General features: G+C 65.8%; 20 protein-coding genes and 1 tRNA gene. 9 read left to right on the plus strand and 12 right to left on the minus strand.

From position 1 onward, the window contains the following. Positions 1-57: 57 nt before the first annotated feature. Positions 58-780 carry a phosphatidylcholine synthase gene (gene pcsA / locus OEJ36_RS09120; protein ID WP_021216986.1) on the minus strand — a complete coding sequence of 241 codons (723 nt, stop codon included), beginning with the start codon at positions 778-780 and terminating at the stop codon, positions 58-60. Positions 781-1,097: 317 nt separating this feature from the next. Here pcsA and OEJ36_RS09125 point away from each other — a divergent pair, with 317 nt between their 5' ends. The 5 genes from OEJ36_RS09125 to OEJ36_RS09145 all read left to right on the plus strand — a co-directional run bounded on the left by OEJ36_RS09125 (position 1,098) and on the right by OEJ36_RS09145 (position 3,958). Next, positions 1,098-1,304: a cysteine-rich CWC family protein gene (locus tag OEJ36_RS09125; RefSeq protein WP_263401237.1), complete on the plus strand. Its 207-nt coding sequence runs from the start codon at positions 1,098-1,100 to the stop codon at positions 1,302-1,304. Further along, positions 1,304-1,996, plus strand: a complete 693-nt coding sequence (locus OEJ36_RS09130; RefSeq protein ID WP_263401238.1) for a pseudouridine synthase — start codon at positions 1,304-1,306, stop codon at positions 1,994-1,996. Before OEJ36_RS09125 ends, OEJ36_RS09130 begins: the two co-directional genes overlap by 1 nt. A gap of 489 nt (positions 1,997-2,485) precedes the next feature. Beyond that, on the plus strand, positions 2,486-3,370 hold the full coding sequence (locus OEJ36_RS09135; RefSeq protein WP_263401239.1) for an alpha/beta fold hydrolase: 885 nt from the start codon (positions 2,486-2,488) through the stop codon (positions 3,368-3,370). Between the two features lie 123 nt (positions 3,371-3,493). After that, a tRNA-Gly gene (locus OEJ36_RS09140) sits at positions 3,494-3,567 on the plus strand. A gap of 193 nt (positions 3,568-3,760) precedes the next feature. Further along, complete coding sequence (locus OEJ36_RS09145) at positions 3,761-3,958, plus strand: hypothetical protein (protein ID WP_263401240.1); 198 nt, start codon at positions 3,761-3,763, stop codon at positions 3,956-3,958. 89 nt (positions 3,959-4,047) lie between these two features. Here OEJ36_RS09145 and OEJ36_RS09150 read toward each other — a convergent pair whose 3' ends face one another. Together OEJ36_RS09150 and OEJ36_RS09155 are read right to left on the minus strand one after the other, a co-directional pair. After that, entirely contained in the window at positions 4,048-5,772 is a 1,725-nt protein-coding gene (locus OEJ36_RS09150; protein WP_263401241.1) for a diguanylate cyclase domain-containing protein, read from the minus strand. 2 nt (positions 5,773-5,774) lie between these two features. Next, positions 5,775-6,809: a PotD/PotF family extracellular solute-binding protein gene (locus OEJ36_RS09155; RefSeq protein WP_263401242.1), complete on the minus strand. Its 1,035-nt coding sequence runs from the start codon at positions 6,807-6,809 to the stop codon at positions 5,775-5,777. A gap of 566 nt (positions 6,810-7,375) precedes the next feature. On the opposite strand from OEJ36_RS09155, the gene OEJ36_RS09160 reads away from it, so the two are divergent. Then, entirely contained in the window at positions 7,376-9,085 is a 1,710-nt protein-coding gene (locus OEJ36_RS09160) for an amidase (RefSeq protein ID WP_263401243.1), read from the plus strand. A gap of 123 nt (positions 9,086-9,208) precedes the next feature. Then, positions 9,209-10,117, plus strand: a complete 909-nt coding sequence (locus OEJ36_RS09165; protein WP_263401244.1) for an ADP-ribosylglycohydrolase family protein — start codon at positions 9,209-9,211, stop codon at positions 10,115-10,117. Here OEJ36_RS09165 and OEJ36_RS09170 read toward each other — a convergent pair. Then, positions 10,114-10,491 carry a hypothetical protein gene (locus tag OEJ36_RS09170; RefSeq protein WP_263401245.1) on the minus strand — a complete coding sequence of 126 codons (378 nt, stop codon included), beginning with the start codon at positions 10,489-10,491 and terminating at the stop codon, positions 10,114-10,116. The genes OEJ36_RS09165 and OEJ36_RS09170 overlap by 4 nt on opposite strands. A gap of 35 nt (positions 10,492-10,526) precedes the next feature. Next, positions 10,527-10,802 (minus strand): hypothetical protein, encoded by a 276-nt coding sequence (locus OEJ36_RS09175; protein ID WP_263401246.1) that lies wholly within the window; start codon positions 10,800-10,802, stop codon positions 10,527-10,529. Positions 10,803-11,028: 226 nt separating this feature from the next. Between OEJ36_RS09175 and OEJ36_RS09180 the strand changes: the two genes are divergently transcribed. After that, positions 11,029-11,442 (plus strand): hypothetical protein, encoded by a 414-nt coding sequence (locus OEJ36_RS09180; protein ID WP_263401247.1) that lies wholly within the window; start codon positions 11,029-11,031, stop codon positions 11,440-11,442. A gap of 92 nt (positions 11,443-11,534) precedes the next feature. On the opposite strand, the gene OEJ36_RS09185 is transcribed toward OEJ36_RS09180, so the two are convergent. The 3 genes from OEJ36_RS09185 to OEJ36_RS09195 form a co-directional block, all read right to left on the minus strand. Continuing rightward, on the minus strand, positions 11,535-11,849 hold the full coding sequence (locus tag OEJ36_RS09185; protein WP_263401248.1) for a hypothetical protein: 315 nt from the start codon (positions 11,847-11,849) through the stop codon (positions 11,535-11,537). A 201-nt stretch (positions 11,850-12,050) separates the two neighbouring features. Next, positions 12,051-12,419 (minus strand): hypothetical protein, encoded by a 369-nt coding sequence (locus OEJ36_RS09190; protein WP_263401249.1) that lies wholly within the window; start codon positions 12,417-12,419, stop codon positions 12,051-12,053. A gap of 35 nt (positions 12,420-12,454) precedes the next feature. After that, the gene (locus OEJ36_RS09195; RefSeq protein WP_263401250.1) at positions 12,455-12,889 is read right to left on the minus strand and encodes a MerR family transcriptional regulator; all 435 of its coding nucleotides are present in this window, start codon (positions 12,887-12,889) and stop codon (positions 12,455-12,457) included. A 122-nt stretch (positions 12,890-13,011) separates the two neighbouring features. Between OEJ36_RS09195 and OEJ36_RS09200 the strand changes: the two genes are divergently transcribed. After that, positions 13,012-14,244, plus strand: coding sequence for an NADH:flavin oxidoreductase/NADH oxidase family protein (locus tag OEJ36_RS09200; RefSeq protein WP_263401251.1), 1,233 nt, complete (start codon positions 13,012-13,014; stop codon positions 14,242-14,244). Between the two features lie 196 nt (positions 14,245-14,440). Here the strand turns inward: OEJ36_RS09200 and OEJ36_RS09205 are convergent, their stop codons facing one another. The 4 genes from OEJ36_RS09205 to OEJ36_RS09220 form a co-directional block, all read right to left on the minus strand. Beyond that, positions 14,441-14,725, minus strand: coding sequence for a helix-turn-helix domain-containing protein (locus OEJ36_RS09205; protein WP_263401252.1), 285 nt, complete (start codon positions 14,723-14,725; stop codon positions 14,441-14,443). Further along, positions 14,718-15,032, minus strand: coding sequence for a type II toxin-antitoxin system RelE/ParE family toxin (locus tag OEJ36_RS09210; RefSeq protein ID WP_263401253.1), 315 nt, complete (start codon positions 15,030-15,032; stop codon positions 14,718-14,720). Before OEJ36_RS09210 ends, OEJ36_RS09205 begins: the two co-directional genes overlap by 8 nt. 110 nt (positions 15,033-15,142) lie before the next feature. Beyond that, positions 15,143-15,703, minus strand: coding sequence for a biliverdin-producing heme oxygenase (locus tag OEJ36_RS09215; protein WP_263401254.1), 561 nt, complete (start codon positions 15,701-15,703; stop codon positions 15,143-15,145). Further along, the gene (locus tag OEJ36_RS09220; protein ID WP_263401255.1) at positions 15,700-18,087 is read right to left on the minus strand and encodes a response regulator; all 2,388 of its coding nucleotides are present in this window, start codon (positions 18,085-18,087) and stop codon (positions 15,700-15,702) included. The genes OEJ36_RS09215 and OEJ36_RS09220 overlap by 4 nt, the downstream gene beginning before the upstream one ends. Positions 18,088-18,089: the final 2 nt, after the last annotated feature.

The raw sequence follows: 18,089 nt of genomic DNA on the forward strand, positions 1-18,089 counted from the left end.
CGCCCATGAAAAAGCCCGTCGCCTTGCGGGGACGGGCTCTTGTGCAGCCGGGGCGGGTCAGGCGCGTAGCTTGCCGCTCCAGTCCATCAGGCTGCGCCACAGGCAGACACCGACGAAGTAGGCCGAGGACAGGCCCCAGAGCGCGACCATCATGGACTTCAGGTCGGGGTACTGGATGATCAGGAACATGCTGCTGAGCATCCACACGAAGGTCACGGTGATGTTCAGCGGCATCAGCTTGCGCACGCGGAAGGGGTGCAGGAACTTCAGCTTGGTCAGGGTCAGCGCGGCCAGCACGCAGATGATGGCGAAGCTCGCCACCGGCGGCAGGTCGATGAGGTAGAGGTACAGCGCGACCACGTTCCAGGCGGCGGGGAAGCCGACGAAGTAGTTGTCGCTGCTCTTCATGTTCAGGTTGCAGAAGCAGAACAGCGACGACACCAGGATCAGGCTCACGGTGGGCAGCACGGTGTAGTCCGGCAGCGGCACGTAGCGGTAGATGAAGAGCGCGGGGATGAACACGTAGGTCAGGTAGTCGATGACCAGGTCGAGGGTCGAGCCATCGAAGTTCGGCAGCATGGTGCTGGTCTGGACCTTGCGCGCGAAGCTGCCGTCCAGGCCGTCCACCAGCAGGGCCGCGCCGAGCCAGAGCAGGCAGTCGCGGGGCTGGTTGTCGAACAGGGCGAGGATGGCCATCAGGGCCAGCACCACTCCGGTGGCGGTGACGCCATGTGCAGACCAGGCCTTGGCTTTGTTGACCGTATTGATTTGTGTGGACACGTGGGTCTCTGTTCCGCTGAGTAGGTGGCGATAGTCCGTAGACAACTGGAATTTCTTACGCGTTCATCGGGCGATGCCGACGAAGATGCGCACAATGCCGAAAATCTTACTCTCTACGCTACTAATTCGCTGCTAGGTCATTCACAGGGGCCCACAAATTCTTCCGACCGGCGCCCTGCTCCACCCATTCGGGAGGCTCTGCCACGGGCCCTGCACCCGGTGCCACCGCTTATCGGTCCACGCCCCTCCCGCGCGGCTTGCATCGGCTGCCGGCACGCTGCACCCTAGCGACCTTTTCCACAGCTCCCGCTACCGGCATGAACCAGGCCCCCGATCCTTCGCGCTGCCCGCTCTGTGGCCTGGCCAACGACTGTGCCGAGGAAGCTGCCAGCGGCCAGCCCTGCTGGTGCTTCAGCACGCCGATCGACCCCGAAGCCCTGCGCCGTATCCCGCTGGATGCCCAGGGCAAGGCCTGCCTCTGCCCCCGCTGCGCCCGCCTGCTGCCCCCCGAAGAACCCACCTGATGCGCCTCGACCGCCTGCTCGGCAACCTCCCCGACCTCAACCGCCAGGCCGCGCGCCTGCAACTGGCCACGGGGCGCGTGCGGGTCAACGGTGCCGTGGTCACCGACGGCAGCCTCGAAGTGCGGGTGTTCGACCGCGTCACCCTCGACGAGCGCGAAGTACAGCCCGGCAAGCCGGCGCGCTATTTCATGCTGCACAAGCCGGCCGGCTGGGTCAGCGCCACCGAGCACCACGAACACCCCACGGTGCTCGACCTGCTGGACGAGCCCGACAAGCACGAGCTGCACCTGGCCGGGCGCCTCGACCTGACGACCACCGGCCTGTTGCTGATCACCAACGATGGCCTCTGGTCGCGCCGCCTCACCCTGCCGCAGACCAAGCAGCCCAAGGTCTACACCGTGGAAACCGAGCAGGTGATCGACCCGGCCTGCATCGAGACCTTCGCCCGTGGCCTCTACTTCGCCTACGAGGACCTCACCACCCTCCCCGCGCAGCTGGAGATACTCGCCCCCCGCACCGCCCGACTGACCCTGCACGAAGGCCGCTACCACCAGGTCAAGCGCATGTTCGGCCACTTCCAGAACAAGGTGCTGCGCCTGCACCGCGAAAGCATGGGCGAGCTGCACCTCGACCCGGCCCTGCAGCCCGGCCAGTACCGCGCCCTGAGCGCGGACGAGATCGCGCTCTTCTAAGGGACCGACGGCCGGCGCCCAATCGATTGCAACTTCCCCCCTCCCCTCCCCTCTCCTCTGAGAGACATCGGAGATGACCATCCGGTGGCAAGGCGCGAAACAGAGCGGCAGCCTTTTCTTCATGACCCGACGGGCTGCACCGAAAAAGTGCTGATTCGCGCTTGCGGGGGTAACCGACCTCTGCTTGAATCCAAACCGAAGGTCAGAGTGTGACCCATGAGTCACTACAACCTTCCAAGCGATCCGCAACACCCCGGCGCTCACCCGCCGACATAGGTTTCCTGCCTGGTCAAAGCGCACATCCGACCCCTCGAAAGGGCGCTGGATGCCCTGCTCTTTTTCGACCTAAGTTACTGAAAAATAAATAAATTCCAATAAAAACCGCCTGACATTCTCTTGTCATCTCCAGGCGTTTATCTGACTGCCCGAATGCTCCGCGAACGAGGTCCGCCTCGTCCGCACGACCCACTTGCGCCAGGAGGAAACGACATGAGGCCACAGACCCAGGTCGTCACGATCGACAGGAAGTACAAGGTACACACGGAGTTCTACGGCAACCCTCAAGCCAGCCGCACCATCATTCTGGTCAACGGCTCGCTGGCTACCACGGCCTCGTTCGCGCAGACGGTGAAATACCTGCAACCGCAGTTCAACGTGGTGCTCTACGACCAGCCCTATGCCGGCCGGTCCAAGCCCCACAACGACCACAGCCGGCCGATCACCAAGGAAACCGAGGCGGAAATCCTCCTCGAGCTCATCGAGCACTACCAGGCGGACTACCTCTCGTCCTTCTCCTGGGGGGGCGTCGCCGCCCTGCTCGCCCTCGGCCAGAGCCCGGCGCGCATCAGGAAGGCGGTGATCAACTCCTTCTCGCCGATCCTCAACGAGCCGATGCTCGACTACATGAAGAACGGCATGAACTACCTGCAGGCGGTGGACCGCGAGAACGTCGGCATGCTGGTCAACGACACCATCGGCCGCTACCTGCCGGCGCTGTTCAAGCGCTTCAACCACAAGCACGTCGCCAGCCTCGACGAGCACGAGTACCGGCAGATGCACTTTCACATCCGCCAGGTGCTGTCCCTGGACGCCAACTGCTACGTGGACTGCCTCAAGGCCGTGGACATTCCGCTGCTGTTCGTCAACGGCGAGCACGACGTCTACACATCCCCCAAGGATGCCCAGCTGTTCGCCGAGCACGTGCGCGACTGCCAGTTCGCCACCATCCGCAACGCCGGCCACTTCATCGACATCGAGCACAAGGCCGGCTGGCTGCAGACCCAGCAAGTGATGCTCGGTTTCCTCGATACCCCCACCAGCACCCAGCAACCGCGCCACCTGCAGCCACTGCCCACCCAGGCAATGGCCGTCTGACCACCCGACGCAGGCCCCCGCAACGGGGGCTTCCACACCCCGCCACCGAGTAGCAGGCGTGCATTAAGTGCATGATCGGGCTTCATTTTGGCCAAGGCTTCTGGTAAAAAGGCGGCCTTGAAAGCGGGCGTCGTATAATGGCATTACCTGAGCTTCCCAAGCTCATGACGAGGGTTCGATTCCCTTCGCCCGCTCCAGACATAGAAAGGCCCGCAGTCTCATCGAGATGCGGGCCTTTTGCTTTTGGGGGCCGTTTTGGGGGCCGTTTGCCAATCCCCCAGCCTGCACTCTCCCGTAGGTTGGCGCCGAGCGCAGCGAGGCCCAACGGCTCAGTGGCACAACCAGCCAGCCCGCATACAGTGGCCCACTCCCCTTCTTGGAGTCGATGCCATGTCTGAACGAAACATCGAGCCCAGCCACCACCCACGCGCGCAGGAAGCCACCAAGCTCGATGCGCTATTGCAGGCTGTACGCGTAGGTTGGAATGACGTTGCAGCTGGGCGCTATACAGATGTCGAAGACGCCCAACTGGAAGACTTTATCGACCAGCTTGGTCAGCAAGCCTCAAGGCGCAAATGGGACGATTGATGGCTTATCAGCCTTCCACGTAAACCTGTGCCCTCATCACGTTGGGCTTCGCACGCTCAGCACCAACCTACGCCCCCGCAGCCCGCACTTCACTCCGGCGCCGCTCCCGCCCTGACCTTCCGCCCCTCCAGCTTGGTCCGGTACATCGCGTTGTCCGCGTGCAGCATCAGCGCCTCGGCGGTGGTGCCGTCCTGGGGGTAGATGCTCAGGCCGATGCTGGCGCCGATGTCGAGGGGGCGGCCCTGGACGGTGATGGGGTCGGCCAGGGCGGTGAGGATCTTGTGCACGATGGCGTTGGCGGCGGCGGCGATTTCCTCGCCCTGGATCAGCACCACGAATTCGTCGCCACCGAGCCGGGCCACCAGGTCGCCGCTGCGCACAGCCCCCCGCAGGCGGCGGGCGACGACGATAAGCACTTCGTCGCCCACCGAGTGGCCCATGTCGTCGTTGATCTTCTTGAAGTCGTCGAGGTCGAGGAACAGCACCGCCAGCTGTTCGCCGCTGTCGACCACCGTGCAGATGGAGCGCTGCATCTGCTGGAAGAACTGCCGCCGGTTGGGCAGGTCGGTCAGCGAGTCGTGGTCGGCCAGGTGGCGCAGCTCCTGCTGGTTACGGCTCATCATTTCCATGTGCGACTTGAGCTCGCGACGCATCAGGTCGAAGCCCCGGGCGAGCACGCCGATCTCGTCCTTGCGGGCGATGGGCAGCGCGACGTCGTGCATGTGCTCGGTCTGGAAGCTGCGCGCGGCGTGGCTGAGCATCTGCAGCGGCCGGGTCAGGGCGCGGGAGAAGAGCACCGCCAGCACCACAGCCAGCACGCTGAACACCAGCACCATCTGGATGATGCTGCGCCCCAGGGAGCGGCCACTGCCGAGCACGTCTTCCAACGGCCGCGAGAGGCCGAGCACCACGAACTGGTCATCCCCCTTGAGGCCGAAGGGCTTGCGCACGAAGGCCATGATCTTGCCCTCGGCCCGGGTCGGTGCGTCCAGGCCGTTGATCAGGATGCTCGGTTCCTGGCGGCTGAGCAGGCGCTGGGTGTCGGCGAAGCTGTCCTGGATGAGGATGCGCCGCCCCTTGTCGAAGCCGAAGGCCATCGCCGGCTCCGGGTGCACCAGAAAGTCGCCCCACTGGTTGGCCAGGTACAGCTGGTGCCCCTGCGGCAGGTCCGCCTCCAGCAGGTCGAGGAAGCGCTTGAGGTCGACATTGATCACCACCAGCCCCTGCACCACGCCATCCTCCCCCGCCACCGGCGTGGCCACGCGCAGGGTCGGCGCGCCGTCGGCGGAGTGGGCGCCGCGCTCATGGTTGACGGTGATGGGCGGCAGGTACACCTGCCCGGGCTTGAGCTGCAGCGTCTCGAACACATAGGGGAAGTGGCCCTTCTCCTGCAGCAGCAGGCCGTCCACCTCGACCATGCGCTGGCCGTCGCGATCGAAGCGGATCACCTCGATGCCATGGCGCTGGCGGCTGATCAGGCGCACCTGGGAATACTGCGGGTGCAGGCGCATCACCGTGGCGAAAACGCCGGCCAGGCGCTGCTTGGCGCTGTCGGTGCCAGAACCGGCGCCGAGGCTGGCGACCAGCGCGCTGGAGGGCATGCCGGCCAGGGTCAGGGCGTCGGCGTCGATGTCGCTCAGCAACGACGACAGGCGCTGGCTCAGCAGCTCGGTGGAGGTGAGCAGGTTGCCTTCGGCCTCCTTCACCAGCAGCGCCTGGTTGGCCGAATAGGAGAAGTAGCCGGTGATCCCCGACGAGAGAATGCCGATGCAGGCGAGCAGGATCGACAGCTTGACGGTCAGCCCCATGCGCATGGCTAGAACCTCTCCTCCCGGTCACCAGAGACGATGCGGCTCCACAGCGTCTCGCGCCGGCCGACGTCCTCCACCGGTTGCAGCCAGATGAGCCGCGCATCCCCCGCCGGCTCCAGCGGGGCCTCCAGGGTATTGGCCAGGCCCTGGCGCTCGCTCAGCAGCTTGCCGATGCGGGGTTCGAGCATGTAGTCGATCCACGCCAGCGCCAGCTCGGGGTTGGACGCGGTGCGCGTCATGGCCCAGCAGTCCAGCCAGGCGATGGCCCCCTCGTCGGGGATGACGTAGCCCACGTCGGCACCGGCCTGGCGCAGCTGGGTCACCTGCTGCATGCCGTAGTTGGCGAACAGCAGTGCCGCCTTATGCCGCAGGAACAGGTCGGTCGCCTCCTCCGGCAGGCTGTAGTACGCCAGCAGGTTGCGCCGCAGGGCGACCAGCCGCTGGGTCACCTGGCGCATCTCGGCATCGCGCAGGTGGAAGGGATCGGGCAACCCCAGGGTCAGCGCGGTGAAGGAGAAGTTGTGTTGCGCGCTATTGAAGGCCAGCACCTTGCCTTGGTAAGCCGGGTTCCACATCTCGGCCATGGAGCGTGGCGGCACCGGCACCTGCTGGCGGTCGTAGATGAGCCCCATGGCCGCGTAGGTGAAGGGAATGGCATACACCTGGCCGTCCCGCGTCAGCCCCTCGATCGACTCGCGATCCTGGAAGCGCGGCAACTGGAAGCGGGTGTTGGGCAGGCGCGAGACATCCAGCGGCTGAAGCATGCCGTTCTGGTAGTAGCGCTGGATCTCGGCGGTGTTGGCGGCGAGCACGTCGAACAGCTCGCCGTCCTGGGCGTGCAGCTTGTCCCAGAGGGATTCGTCGGAATCCACCAGGGTCACCACCACCTTGACCTGGTGCTGCTGCTCGAACGCCTTCACCACATCGGCGTCGGCGTAACCGGGCCAGGCCAATACATGCAGCACGCCGTCATCAGCCGCCAGGGCCGGCACGGAGATGCACCAGGCAACCAAAGCCCAGATCGAACACAGTCTGCGCATATCCCCGCCCTGGACGGAATTAGGCTGATTGAACGATTCCGAAGCATGAACCAACCGCACCCGCCCAGGCCTCCAAGCACTGACCGGGAATGCACCTCGAATCTGAAATAACCGGGCGACCAGCCTGCTTGCCCTGGCCGGAATGGAGCGGTCGCGACGGATTCCCCACAGCATAGCGATGACGCAACCCGTTTTGGTCGTCGATATGGCCAAAAGCCGCCATCCGCGTGGAGGATCGGACAAACGGAGCGCAACGGCAGCCCAGCGCCCCCTTGTCGGCGGCCCTTTACCCGGGCGCACAGCGGAATGGACACGAGAATCGGGCAAGAATGGTACGTCCGTACCGCTATGGACGAGCGGGCGCACGGGCGATTCCTCTGCTCGGCACTTGGTGGCTAAATAGGCCCTCTGGGAACGCCACCGGCCAGGCCGCGCGTCCGCCCCACCGCACACGCATAAGAAACGAGGACCGTCATGAAAACCGGTTTTGCCAGCATCACCTCCCCCCACGTCCGGGCGCCGCGCCATGTCGCCGGCCAGCCCCAGCAACGCCAGGCGGTGAACGCATGATCGAAGTCACCGAAGTCTCCATCGCCGAGCTGCGCGCCGCGCTCGAATCCGGCCGTACCAGCTCCGTCGAACTGGTCGAGGCCTACCTCGCCCGCATCGACGCCTATGACGGCAAAGACACCGCCACCGCCCTCAACGCCGTGGTCGTGCGCAACCCCGAGGCCCTCGCAGAAGCCCGCGCCGCCGACGCCCGCCGCGCCCGGGGCGAAACCCTCGGCCCGCTGGACGGCATCCCCTACACCGCCAAGGACAGCTACCTGGTCAAGGGCCTCACCGCCGCCTCCGGCAGCCCGGCCTTCGCCGAGCTGGTGGCCCAGCGCGACGCCTTCACCATCGAGCGGCTGCGCGCCGCCGGCGCCATCTGCCTGGGCAAGACCAACATGCCGCCCATGGCCAACGGCGGCATGCAGCGTGGCGTCTATGGCCGTGCGGAAAGCCCCTATAACGCCGCCTACCTCACCGCGCCCTTCGCCTCCGGCTCCTCCAACGGTGCCGGCACCGCCACCGCGGCCAGCTTCTCGGCCTTCGGCCTGGCCGAGGAAACCTGGTCCAGCGGCCGCGGCCCCGCCTCCAACAATGGCCTGTGCGCCTACACGCCCTCGCGCGGGGTGATCTCGGTGCGCGGCAACTGGCCGCTGACGCCGACCATGGACGTGGTCGTGCCCTACGCCCGCACCATGGCGGACCTGCTCGAAGTGCTCGACGTGGTGGTCGCCGACGACGCCGACACCCGCGGCGACCTGTGGCGCCTGCAGCCCTGGGTGCCGATCCCGGCCGCCTCCAGCGTGCGCCCCGCCTCCTACCTGGAGCTGGCAGTGAAGGCCGAGGCCCTGGCCGGCAAGCGCCTCGGCGTGCCGCGCATGTTCATCAACGCCGACCCGGAGGCCGGCACCAGTGAAGCCCCCGGCATCGGCGGCCCGACCGGCCAGCGGATCAACACCCGCGCCTCGGTGATCGACCTGTGGCAGGAGGCCCGCAAGGCCCTCGAAGCCGCCGGTGCCGAAGTGGTCGAGGTCGATTTCCCGCTGGTGTCCAACTGCGAGGGCGACCGCCCCGGCGCCCCCACCGTGTTCAACCGCGGGCTGGTGTCCAAGGAATTCCTCCACCACGAGCTCTGGGACCTTTCCGCCTGGGCCTTCGACGACTTCCTCCGCGCCAACGGCGACCCCAGGCTCAACCGCCTGGTGGACGTCGACGGGCCGAAGATCTTCCCCCACGACCCGGGCACCCTGCCCAACCGCGAGGGCGACCTGGCGGCAGGCATGGACGAGTACGTGCGGATGGCCGAGCGCGGCATCACGCCCTGGGACCAGATCCCCACTCTGCCCGACGGCCTGCGCGGCCTGGAGCAGACCCGCCGCATCGACCTCGAAGAGTGGATGGACCGCCTGGGCCTCGACGCCGTGCTCTTCCCCACCGTCGCCGACGTGGGCCCGGCCGACGCCGACGTGAACCCCGAGTCCGCCGATATCGCCTGGAGCAACGGCATCTGGGTCGCCAACGGCAACCTCGCCATCCGCCACCTGGGCGTGCCCACGGTCACCGTGCCCATGGGCGTGATGGCCGACATCGGCATGCCCGTCGGCCTCACCTTCGCCGGCCGCGCCTACGACGACTCCACGCTGCTGCGCCTCGCCTCGGCCTACGAGGCCACCGGCAGCAAACGCCGGGTGCCGCCGCGCACCCCGCCGTTGGCGCGCAGCTGATAGCCCGGCGGGATCGGGCGCCGATCCCGCCGGAACTCACCCACGCCTCCCCCCTCATCGAGAAGGTGCTTGCCCCCGGCCCGAGCCTGGAGTACCAATCAGGTCCGCCCTGGGGATACGCACATGGAACTACTGGATCGCTACAAGGGATGCCTGCTCGGCCTGGCCAGCGGTGACGCCGTCGGCACCACCCTCGAATTCTTCCCGCCCGGCACCTTCAAGCCCATCGACGACATGAACGGCGGCGGGCCCTTCGCCCTCGCGCCGGGCCAATGGACCGACGACACCTCGATGGCCCTGTGCCTCGCCGAAAGCCTGCTGGAGAAGAACGGCTTCGACGCCGCCGACCAGATGACGCGCTATCTCAACTGGTGGCAATGGGGCTACTGGAGCTCCACCGGGCAGTGCTTCGACATCGGCACCACCATCCGCGAGGCGCTGACCCGCTACCAGGAAACCGGCGAGCCCTTCGCCGGCTCCAGCGAACCGGATACCGCCGGCAACGGCTCGCTGATGCGCCTCGCACCGGTGGTCATGTACTACTTCCCCCACCAGGAAGACGTCACCCGTTTCGCCCAGCAGAGCTCGCGCACCACCCACGGCGCGGCCGAAGCGGTCGAGGCCTGCAAGCTGCTGGCCCAGGTCATCGCCAACGCCCTGGCCGGCAAATCCCGCGACCAGTTGCTCGACTCCTCCCCCGCCCTCTACCTGCAACCCACCATCCGCGAACTGGCCGGCGGCAGCTTCATCGGCAAGCCCCGCGCGCAGATACGCGGCACGGGCTACTGCGTCGCCTCCCTCGAAGCCGCGCTCTGGTGCTTCTGGGCCACCGACTCCTTCGAAACCGCCGTGCTCGAAGCCGCCAACCTGGGCGACGACGCCGACACCACCGCCGCCATCGTCGGCCAGGTCGCCGGCGCCTATTACGGCAAGCCCGGCATCCCGGCCAGATGGCTCGGCAAGCTGCACCAGGGGGATGAGATCGAGAAGATCGCGGAAGGGTTGTATCAGGCGGCGATCAGCCGCACTTAGGAGCGCTCAGCGTCCAGCCGGCCATGACTGTGGTAGTTGATGAAGTCATACATGGCCGGGCTGAGTTCTTCCTGCGCGACGACACGCCAGAACCGCTTCTCTCCCAGTACCGGCTCTAGTCGCTTGATGAGCTCCTGCGCCCCGTTGTGGTTACCGTGGCGTAACCAGTGCACGAGAAGGCTTTCGCTTTCCTGCCTGGACAGCCTCGCCCCCTGAACGAGCAGGAGCGTAAAACGGAAATTCAACGGCCAAAGCTGTTTGAGGAATTCGAGTTTTTCCGTACTGGGCAGCTCCGCCAACCAGCGACGGACATGCTTATCCGTCGCGGCATTTCTTTTCGCCACCTGTTCCGGTGTGTAAAGCGGCTCGTCCACATGCATCTCCTTGGGCACAACGGAGTGAAGCTGTCCTATTTCCTGGGCTCAGGGCAAGCCGTTGAATCCCCCGGCTTGAGCACGAACGTCGGATAGGCCTCGAAATCATCGCCATTGCTGAAGGTGGTGGTCTGGGTCGCGTAGCCCCGGCTCTTCACGCACCAGTTCCAGAAGAACTCCTGCGCCCCGTGGATCACGAAGAACTCGAGGCGGAAATCCTTCACCTTGTAGAAGGTCGCGACACCTGCCGGATCGGTCATCGCCGTCGCCCTGAACTGCTCCCAGCCATAGGGATAGGCGCTACTGATCAACACCACCTCCGCCGACTCCAACGGCTGGCCCTGCTCGCTTGCGCACCTGAGCCTCGGCATAGGGCTGGAGGGTCTTGTAGACGGGGACGCAGGCGCAGAGGGCGGTGCAGACGGCGAGTGTCAGCAGGCCCTTTATCAACTTAAGATCCATTCGAAATCCTTCCCTTGCAGCTGACACGGCATTCTCGAGCAACCCCACTCATCCGACGATAAAAATGAGCGAGCGATGTACTTAGTCGAAATCAACCAGCACCGCCCCGACTTCAGAGCCTTCATCGACCTGCTCTACGGCGCAGGCCGTAATGTCGATACGGACGGCGACGCCAACCCCGTCTACAGCCGAACCTGGACCTACCTCTACATCGCCGATCGTGAGAGCGACGACCCTGCTGTGGATATCTATGAGCTGGAAGAGCAGCCGGGCGTCTATGCGGTGGAGTCGGAGTCCGAGCGCCTTATGCAGCTATCGGCGCTCTACCTGTTCATGACATGCGGGAGCTCGCTGGCACATCACTCATGTGCGCTGACGGCTGATGCCATCGCGGTGCTCCAGGCTCGGTACAGCTTGGAACTATCCCGGGCGGAGGCCGCAGTGTGGCATGGCTCATCTGCCGATCTTCCATACCCGAACAGCAGATGACCGTGCGCGGGTTCAAGTCTCCAGCTTCGCTACTGGTTATCCACTGGGATGAGTCCTTCCACCGGGCGGCGGTGGGCTGAAGCCCACCCTACTCAGTTCCGCTCCGGGCAATGCCATATCACGCTATGCCACATGCTGCCTGCCACGGTGAACTGCACCATCAGCATCTGGGACTCTCTGTAGTCCGGGGCCTTCGTGTAGTTGAAAACAAGGTTGGAGCAGATGTCTTCTCCAAACCCCAAGGCTCTATCGGTGGGGGCACCGAACCGCGAAAGCCCAGCCACCAATGAATGCCATTTCCCCTCCGATACGGACTTCAAACCTTTTCTCCACTCTTTGTATTCGTTGTAGAGAAACAAGTCGTGGATGAAGGTGCTTAGCTCTTCATTTACTTGTTTGGATGGCACGACGATCCTCAGCTGCAATTACGAGAGGGTTTCTGGCATCACGGATACCAAACGAACACTGCGTCCAAACATTGTCGAATAGCGTCATTCGGAACACTTCGACCGCACCTTCGAACGGAGCCTGGACGTGCTGGTGGCGGGGTTGGGGATTGAGTAGGCAGACGGCTTGAGGACACCCCTTCGCTGCTGCCTGGCAGTTTTTCAGAGGCCAGAATCGTCCTCATCCCAGAACGTCCCTGGCTCCGCATACTCGCCATCCCTGATCACGGCGCACCAGCCAAAGCGGGTGTAGAACATCTCGAGATCGACGATCCGGTATGTCCTCTCTCCGATCATCTCCAGCGTGATCAGCCCCTGGCTGTAGTGGGTGTATTCCCCTCCCGCCCCTGCAACCGCCCTCAACTCCAGTTCACGGCGATCCCACCCGGAAACCATCCCTTCCGAGGAAGGGACGGTTACCGCAAACGCAATGACGAAGTCCGCTGCCACCTTGCACAGGCACGGAATTCGTACTTGCTGGAGCATCGCTTCGGTTCGCAGGTCCTGAGGAAAATCGATAGTCAGCATCATGTTCAACGCCCCTCAGTCCCCGCGTCGGTCATCCATCACGACGCCACATCCTTGGTGCCCTTCGCATTGCGCTCCCGCCATTCGGACAGCACGCGCTGGGCGTTCTCGGCGCAGTCCATGCCGTCGGGCTTGCCTTCGATGCTGGCGATGGTCTGCAGCAGGCGCTCGCGGCTTTGCGCCAGGCGCTGCTGGACGATCTCGATCTCGGCGACCTTGGCGTGCAGGCCAGCCAGCAGGCGATCGTGATCGCCGATGCGCAGGTCGGCACCGGGCATCAGGCTGCGCATTTCCTCCAGGCTGAAGCCGGCCTGCTGCCCGCAGCCGATGATTTCCAGCACATGCAGGGTTTCCTCGGGGTAGTCGCGGTAGCCGTTGCCCAGGCGCTGGGCGCGGATCAGGCCGCTGGCCTCGTAGAAGCGGATGCGCGAGGCGGCCAGGCCGCTGCGCTTGGCGAGTTCGCCGATCTTCATTTATTTGCTGCTCCCCTATTGACCTTGAAGTTGACTTTAACCTTAGCCTTTGCGACGTCACAGCCCCCGCCGCGTTGCGCTCACCCTCGAGCCGACGACCGGCAATTACCCCGGAGAGCTCCATGTCGCCTTTCCAGCCCCTGCTACTGCCCAACGGCGCCGTCATCCCCAACCGCATCGCCAAGGCGGCGATGGAAGAGAACCTCGCCAACCCGGACCAGACCCCTTCCGACGAACTGCTGCGCCTCTACCGCGCCTGGGCCGAGGGCGGCACCGGGCTGCTGCTGACCGGCAACGTGATGGTGGACGCCCGCGCCATGACCGGCCCCGGCGGCGTGGTGCTGGAGGAAGGCCAGAAGCTGGAGCGCTTCCGCGAATGGGCGCGCATCGGCCGTGCCCAGGGCGCGCAGTTCTGGATGCAGATCAACCACCCCGGCCGGCAGATGCAGGCTAACCTCGGCCAGCCCACCGTGGCGCCCTCCGCCGTGGCCCTGGACCTGGGCGGCCTGTCGAAGATGTTCCCGGTGCCCAAGCCCCTGGACGAGGCCGAGATCACCGCGCTGATCCAGCGCTTCGCCCGCACCGCCGCCCTGGCCGAGCAGGCCGGCTTCACCGGGGTGCAGGTGCACGCTGCCCACGGCTACCTGCTGAGCCAGTTCCTCTCGCCCCTGAGCAACCGCCGCGACGACCGCTGGGGCGGCTCGCTGGAGAACCGCGCACGCTTCCTGCTGGAAGCGGTAAAGGCGGTGCGCGCCCAGGTCTCGCCCGGCTTCTGCGTGGCGGTGAAGCTCAACTCGGCCGACTTCCAGCGCGGCGGCTTCGAAACCAGCGACGCGCGCCAGGTGGTGCTCTGGCTCAACGAATTGGACGTGGACCTGGTGGAGCTTTCCGGTGGCAGCTACGAGGCGCCGGCCATGCAGGGCGACGCCCGTGACGGCCGCACCCTGGCCCGCGAAGCCTACTTCCTGGAATTCGCCCAGGAGATCGCCGCCATCGCGCGCATGCCGGTGATGGTCACCGGTGGCATCCGCCGCCTGCCAGTGGTGGAGCAGGTGCTCGCCGGCGGCGTGGCCATGGCCGGCATCGCCACCGCCCTGGCCGTGGACCCCGCCCTGCCCCGCCGCTGGCGCAACGGCGAATCGAAGGCCAGCGCCGAGCTGCCGCCGATCCGCTGGAAGCGCAAGGCCCTGGCCGCGCTGGCCTACATGGCCCTGGTGAAATTCCAGATGCGCCGCCTCGCCACCGGCAACCAGCCGGACCCCAGCGCTTCGCCGCTGAAAGCGCTGCTGAACGAGCAGTGGAAGACCCTGGGCCGCACACGGCAGTACAAGAAGCAGATGAGCAGCCGGGGCTGATTGCGGCCAGCCTGCTTCCCGGGCTGAAGCCCGGGCTACGGGGTTGGCTCGTGTGGGTGGAGGTCGCTTTTTACCTCCACCAGCAGTGCCACAACGGGCCGCGAATGGTGGACCGATGGAGCGGGGTCCACCCTACATAAGCCTGCAACTGCGGTGTGGAGGCTCCCGGGCTGAAGTCCGGGCTACAGGGTGTGAATCACCCCTGATGCAACTCCCTCAATACCTCGGGATGCAGGCCGGCGACACGCAGCAGCGTGCGGGCGGCGCCGGACGGGTTGCGGCGGCCCTGCTCCCAGTCCTGAAGGATGCGAACGCTGACGCCCAGCAGCTCAGCGAAGTCGGATTGGTTGAGCCCAACCCGGGCACGGATCTCGGCAACAGGGGACAGCTGCACCTGGGTGGTCCGCGCGGCCTTGCCAGCCTTCATCGCTTTTACCGAGGCCAGCAGATCAGCCTGGAACCGCTCCATCTCGTCATCCATGCTTGATCACCTCTCTGAGTTGGGCGAGGAAGGCCATGGGCAGGTTGTCGAACTTCGCCTTGGTATAGACGATCAGCAACCAGATGGTTTCCGCGCTTTGAGCGTTGTAGTAGATCACCCGCGCCCCACCCCGCTTGCCGATGCCCGGGCGTGTCCAACGAACCTTGCGCAGGCCACTGCCACCGGGGATCACATCACCCGCCAGGGGGTTGGCTGCGATCCATGCAATGAACTCGTCGCGTTCATCCTCCTGCCAAATGGCAGAGGCATGGCGCTGGAAGATTTCCGTTTCTATCACCGTACGCATGGCGGCCTACCATACGGCAATGCCGTAGGCATGACAAAAGGCATATGGCTTATGCGTGTGTGGGTGGGTGGAGGTCGCTTTACCTCCACCGGCGGTGTCGCAATGGGCGGCTACGCGTGAGCCACTGTGCCGGCGTGCTCGGTGGCGGTGAGAAAGGTGCGGAAGCCAAGCTCGACGCCTGCACGCAGGGCGGCGGGGTCGAGCTGCCCGTCTTGCTCTTCCAGGCGTTTCAGGAAGCCGGGCCAGAGCGGCTGGCCTTCGCCGTGGCCGAGGTAGCCGAGGGCGCTATCGGCGCCGGACCAGTTGGCCTGGCGTACGCGGCCGGCGAGCAGGCGGGAGCCGAGGCGAGAGCCTTCCAGCACATAGGCGAGGCCCCAGAGGGAGCCGGTGTCGGTTGGGAGTGCCGTGGCGAGCGCATCGGGGATGGGCAGTTGCAGGGTTTGCAGGTCGCGGCACAGGGCTTCGCGGCGGCGGCGTTGCGGCCAGTCGTCCAGCAGCCGTTCGATGCCGGCGGTTTCCAGGGCCGGTTCCAGCGCCAGCAGTGCGCGGGCGTGGGCCTGGAGGAAGGCACCGTAGCCGGCGCGGCTTTCCAGCGAATAGGTCGAGTAGGCCTGGTCGACTCGCGCGTGCCAGTGTTCCCCCGACTCGCGCAGGAACTGCCGCAGGCTCATGCCGCCGCCCCTTTCAGTGCAGCGCTGAGCTTGGTGGCCAGCTCTTCATCGCGGAAGGGCTTCTGCACGATCACGCTGTCGCCCACATCCAGCTCATCGAGCTCGGCATAGCCGGTGATGAACAGCACCGGCAGCTGCGGATAGCGTTGCCGCGCCACGCGTGCGAACTCGGCGCCGTTCATGGCGGGCATGGCGAAATCGGTGAGCAACAGGTCGACGCCGTCATCGAGCTTTTCCAGGCCCCGTGCCGCACTCTCGGCCTCGCGTACCTGGTAGCCAAGGGCGTGCAGCAGCGCCGCAGTCACCTCACGCACGTTGTCGTCGTCGTCCACCAGCAGGATGGTGCGCTTCGGCCCGCCCAATGGGGGGTCGGCGGGCAGGTGCAATTCCGGTTGTTCTTCGCTGGCATCCGATTGGATGCAGGGCAGGAAGACCTTCACCGTGGTGCCCCGCCCTTCCTGTGTCTCGATGCGGACGCCACCGCCGGACTGCTTGGCGAAACCGAACACCTGGGCCAGCCCCAGACCGGAGCCCTTGCCCACTTCCTTGGTGGTGAAGAAGGGTTCGAAGGCCTTGGCCAGCACCTCGGCGCTCATGCCGCTGCCCGAGTCGGTGATCGCCAGCACTACGTAGGGGCCGGGCTCCGGGTCTTCGGGTCGCTGCGCGGGCTCGCTGATCACCTGGTTGGAGGTGCTCAGGCGCAGGGAACCGCCGGCGGGCATGGCATCGCGGGCGTTGATGGCCAGGTTGAGGATGATCATTTCCGTCTGGGTCGGGTCCACCAGTGCGCCCCACAGGCCGGGAGCGGTGTCGGTCTCGATCCAGATGGCGCCGCCCAGGGTGCGCTGGAGCATGTCCAGCAGCCCTTGCACCGTGTCGTTGAGGTTGACCGCTACCGGTTCCAGGCGCTGGCGCCGGGCGAAGGCGAGCAACTGGCCGGTGAGCTTGGCGCCACGCTCGCCGGCTTCCTTGATGTTCTGCAGGCGGCCCTGGGTGCGCTCGAAGGTGCCCCGGGCCAGGTCGCGCTCGATGAAGGTGGTGCTGGCGAGGATCACCGTCAGCAGGTTGTTGAAGTCGTGGGCCACGCCCGCCGTGAGCTGGCCAACCGCCTCCAGGCGCTGCATCTGGTGCAGGGCCGCTTCGGCGCGCTGGCGCTCGAGGATCTCTTCGCGCAGTTGCTGGTTGGTGGTGGCCAGTTCGTCCATCACCGCACGCTCGGAGCTGATGTCGCGCACGGCGGCGTACATCAACCCCTCGTCGGGGACCACCGTCCAGGACAGCCAGCGGTACTCGCCATCCTTATGGCGCATGCGATTGACGAAGCGGGTGGAGACATTGCCATTGGCGATGTTCTCGGCCTCTTGCAAGGTGGCGTCGATGTCGTCCGGATGGATCAATTGCCAGAGCTGCACACGGGTCAGCTGCTGGCGGGTGAGGCCGAGGGTCTCTTCCCAGGCGGGGTTGAGGGCGATGGGCGTCATGTCGAAGCGCAGCACCGCCAGCAGCTCGCGGGAGAGTTCCCAGGTGCGGTCGCGCTCGCGGGTGCGGCGCTCCACGCGCTCGCCCAGCATCTCGTTGAGGCGCTGCAGGGCTTCGGTGGCGTACTTCTGCTCGCTGATGTCCTGCAATACGCCGATGAAGCGCACGCAGCGGCCGTCTTCGAAAAAGGCCCGGCCACTGGTCTGTACCCAGCGCTCGCGGCCGCCGGGCAGTTGCAGGCGGTACTCGACCTGGTATTCGTTGCCGCTGTCCTGGGACAGCGCCTCGTTCATCTTGCGCTCGAGGTAGGGGCGGTCCTTCGGGTGACAGCGGTCGAGGAAGGTACGCAGGTTGATCTCGGCGTCCTGGGGCAGCTCGTAGAGCGCCTTGCAGCGCTCGTCCCAGATGACCCGGTCGCCCTCGGGCTGGTAGTCCCACATGCCCATGCGCGCCGAGTCGATGGCCAGGCGTGCGCGTACCTCCACTTCCATCAGCGCTTCTTCGGCCATCCGCCGGCGACGACGCTCGTGCACCTCGGAGAGCGCGCGGGTCACCGCCTTGGGCAGCAGGCTGAGGTTCTGCTTGAGCACGTAGTCGATGGCGCCCTGGCGCATCATCTCCACCGCGTGCTCCTCGCCGAACACGCCGGAGAGGAAGATGAACGGGGTCTTGGGTGCGAGGCGTCGCGCCACTTCCAGGGCCTGGGCACCGGAGGAGCCGGGCAGGATGAAGTCGCAGAGGATCAGGTCGTACTGCCCGCGCAGCAAGGCTTCTTCCACGGCCCGGTGGTGGTAGACCAGGGTGGACTCCACCGACAGGCCGCTGCGTTCGAGCGTCAGCAGGGCCAGCTCGGCATCACGGGAGCTGTCTTCGACTAACAGCAGGTTCAAAGGCTTCGGCGGCATGG

The sequence above is a fragment of the Pseudomonas sp. PDM13 genome, assembly GCF_025685765.1.
GTDB lineage: Bacteria > Pseudomonadota > Gammaproteobacteria > Pseudomonadales > Pseudomonadaceae > Metapseudomonas > Metapseudomonas solani.

What these genes read in the sequence shown, in the direction of transcription:
- OEJ36_RS09145 (WP_263401240.1), top strand. Translation starts at nt 3,761, where the DNA reads ATGTCTGAACGAAACATCGAGCCCAGCCACCACCCACGCGCGCAGGAA.
- OEJ36_RS09180 (WP_263401247.1), top strand. Translation starts at nt 11,029, where the DNA reads ATGTACTTAGTCGAAATCAACCAGCACCGCCCCGACTTCAGAGCCTTC.
- OEJ36_RS09150 (WP_263401241.1), bottom strand. Translation starts at nt 5,772, where the DNA reads ATGCGCATGGGGCTGACCGTCAAGCTGTCGATCCTGCTCGCCTGCATC.
- OEJ36_RS09155 (WP_263401242.1), bottom strand. Translation starts at nt 6,809, where the DNA reads ATGCGCAGACTGTGTTCGATCTGGGCTTTGGTTGCCTGGTGCATCTCC.
- OEJ36_RS09160 (WP_263401243.1), top strand. Translation starts at nt 7,376, where the DNA reads ATGATCGAAGTCACCGAAGTCTCCATCGCCGAGCTGCGCGCCGCGCTC.
- OEJ36_RS09200 (WP_263401251.1), top strand. Translation starts at nt 13,012, where the DNA reads ATGTCGCCTTTCCAGCCCCTGCTACTGCCCAACGGCGCCGTCATCCCC.
- OEJ36_RS09210 (WP_263401253.1), bottom strand. Translation starts at nt 15,032, where the DNA reads ATGCGTACGGTGATAGAAACGGAAATCTTCCAGCGCCATGCCTCTGCC.
- OEJ36_RS09190 (WP_263401249.1), bottom strand. Translation starts at nt 12,419, where the DNA reads ATGATGCTGACTATCGATTTTCCTCAGGACCTGCGAACCGAAGCGATG.
- OEJ36_RS09195 (WP_263401250.1), bottom strand. Translation starts at nt 12,889, where the DNA reads ATGAAGATCGGCGAACTCGCCAAGCGCAGCGGCCTGGCCGCCTCGCGC.
- OEJ36_RS09220 (WP_263401255.1), bottom strand. Translation starts at nt 18,087, where the DNA reads ATGCCGCCGAAGCCTTTGAACCTGCTGTTAGTCGAAGACAGCTCCCGT.
- OEJ36_RS09130 (WP_263401238.1), top strand. Translation starts at nt 1,304, where the DNA reads ATGCGCCTCGACCGCCTGCTCGGCAACCTCCCCGACCTCAACCGCCAG.
- OEJ36_RS09165 (WP_263401244.1), top strand. Translation starts at nt 9,209, where the DNA reads ATGGAACTACTGGATCGCTACAAGGGATGCCTGCTCGGCCTGGCCAGC.
- OEJ36_RS09125 (WP_263401237.1), top strand. Translation starts at nt 1,098, where the DNA reads ATGAACCAGGCCCCCGATCCTTCGCGCTGCCCGCTCTGTGGCCTGGCC.
- OEJ36_RS09135 (WP_263401239.1), top strand. Translation starts at nt 2,486, where the DNA reads ATGAGGCCACAGACCCAGGTCGTCACGATCGACAGGAAGTACAAGGTA.
- OEJ36_RS09205 (WP_263401252.1), bottom strand. Translation starts at nt 14,725, where the DNA reads ATGGATGACGAGATGGAGCGGTTCCAGGCTGATCTGCTGGCCTCGGTA.
- OEJ36_RS09215 (WP_263401254.1), bottom strand. Translation starts at nt 15,703, where the DNA reads ATGAGCCTGCGGCAGTTCCTGCGCGAGTCGGGGGAACACTGGCACGCG.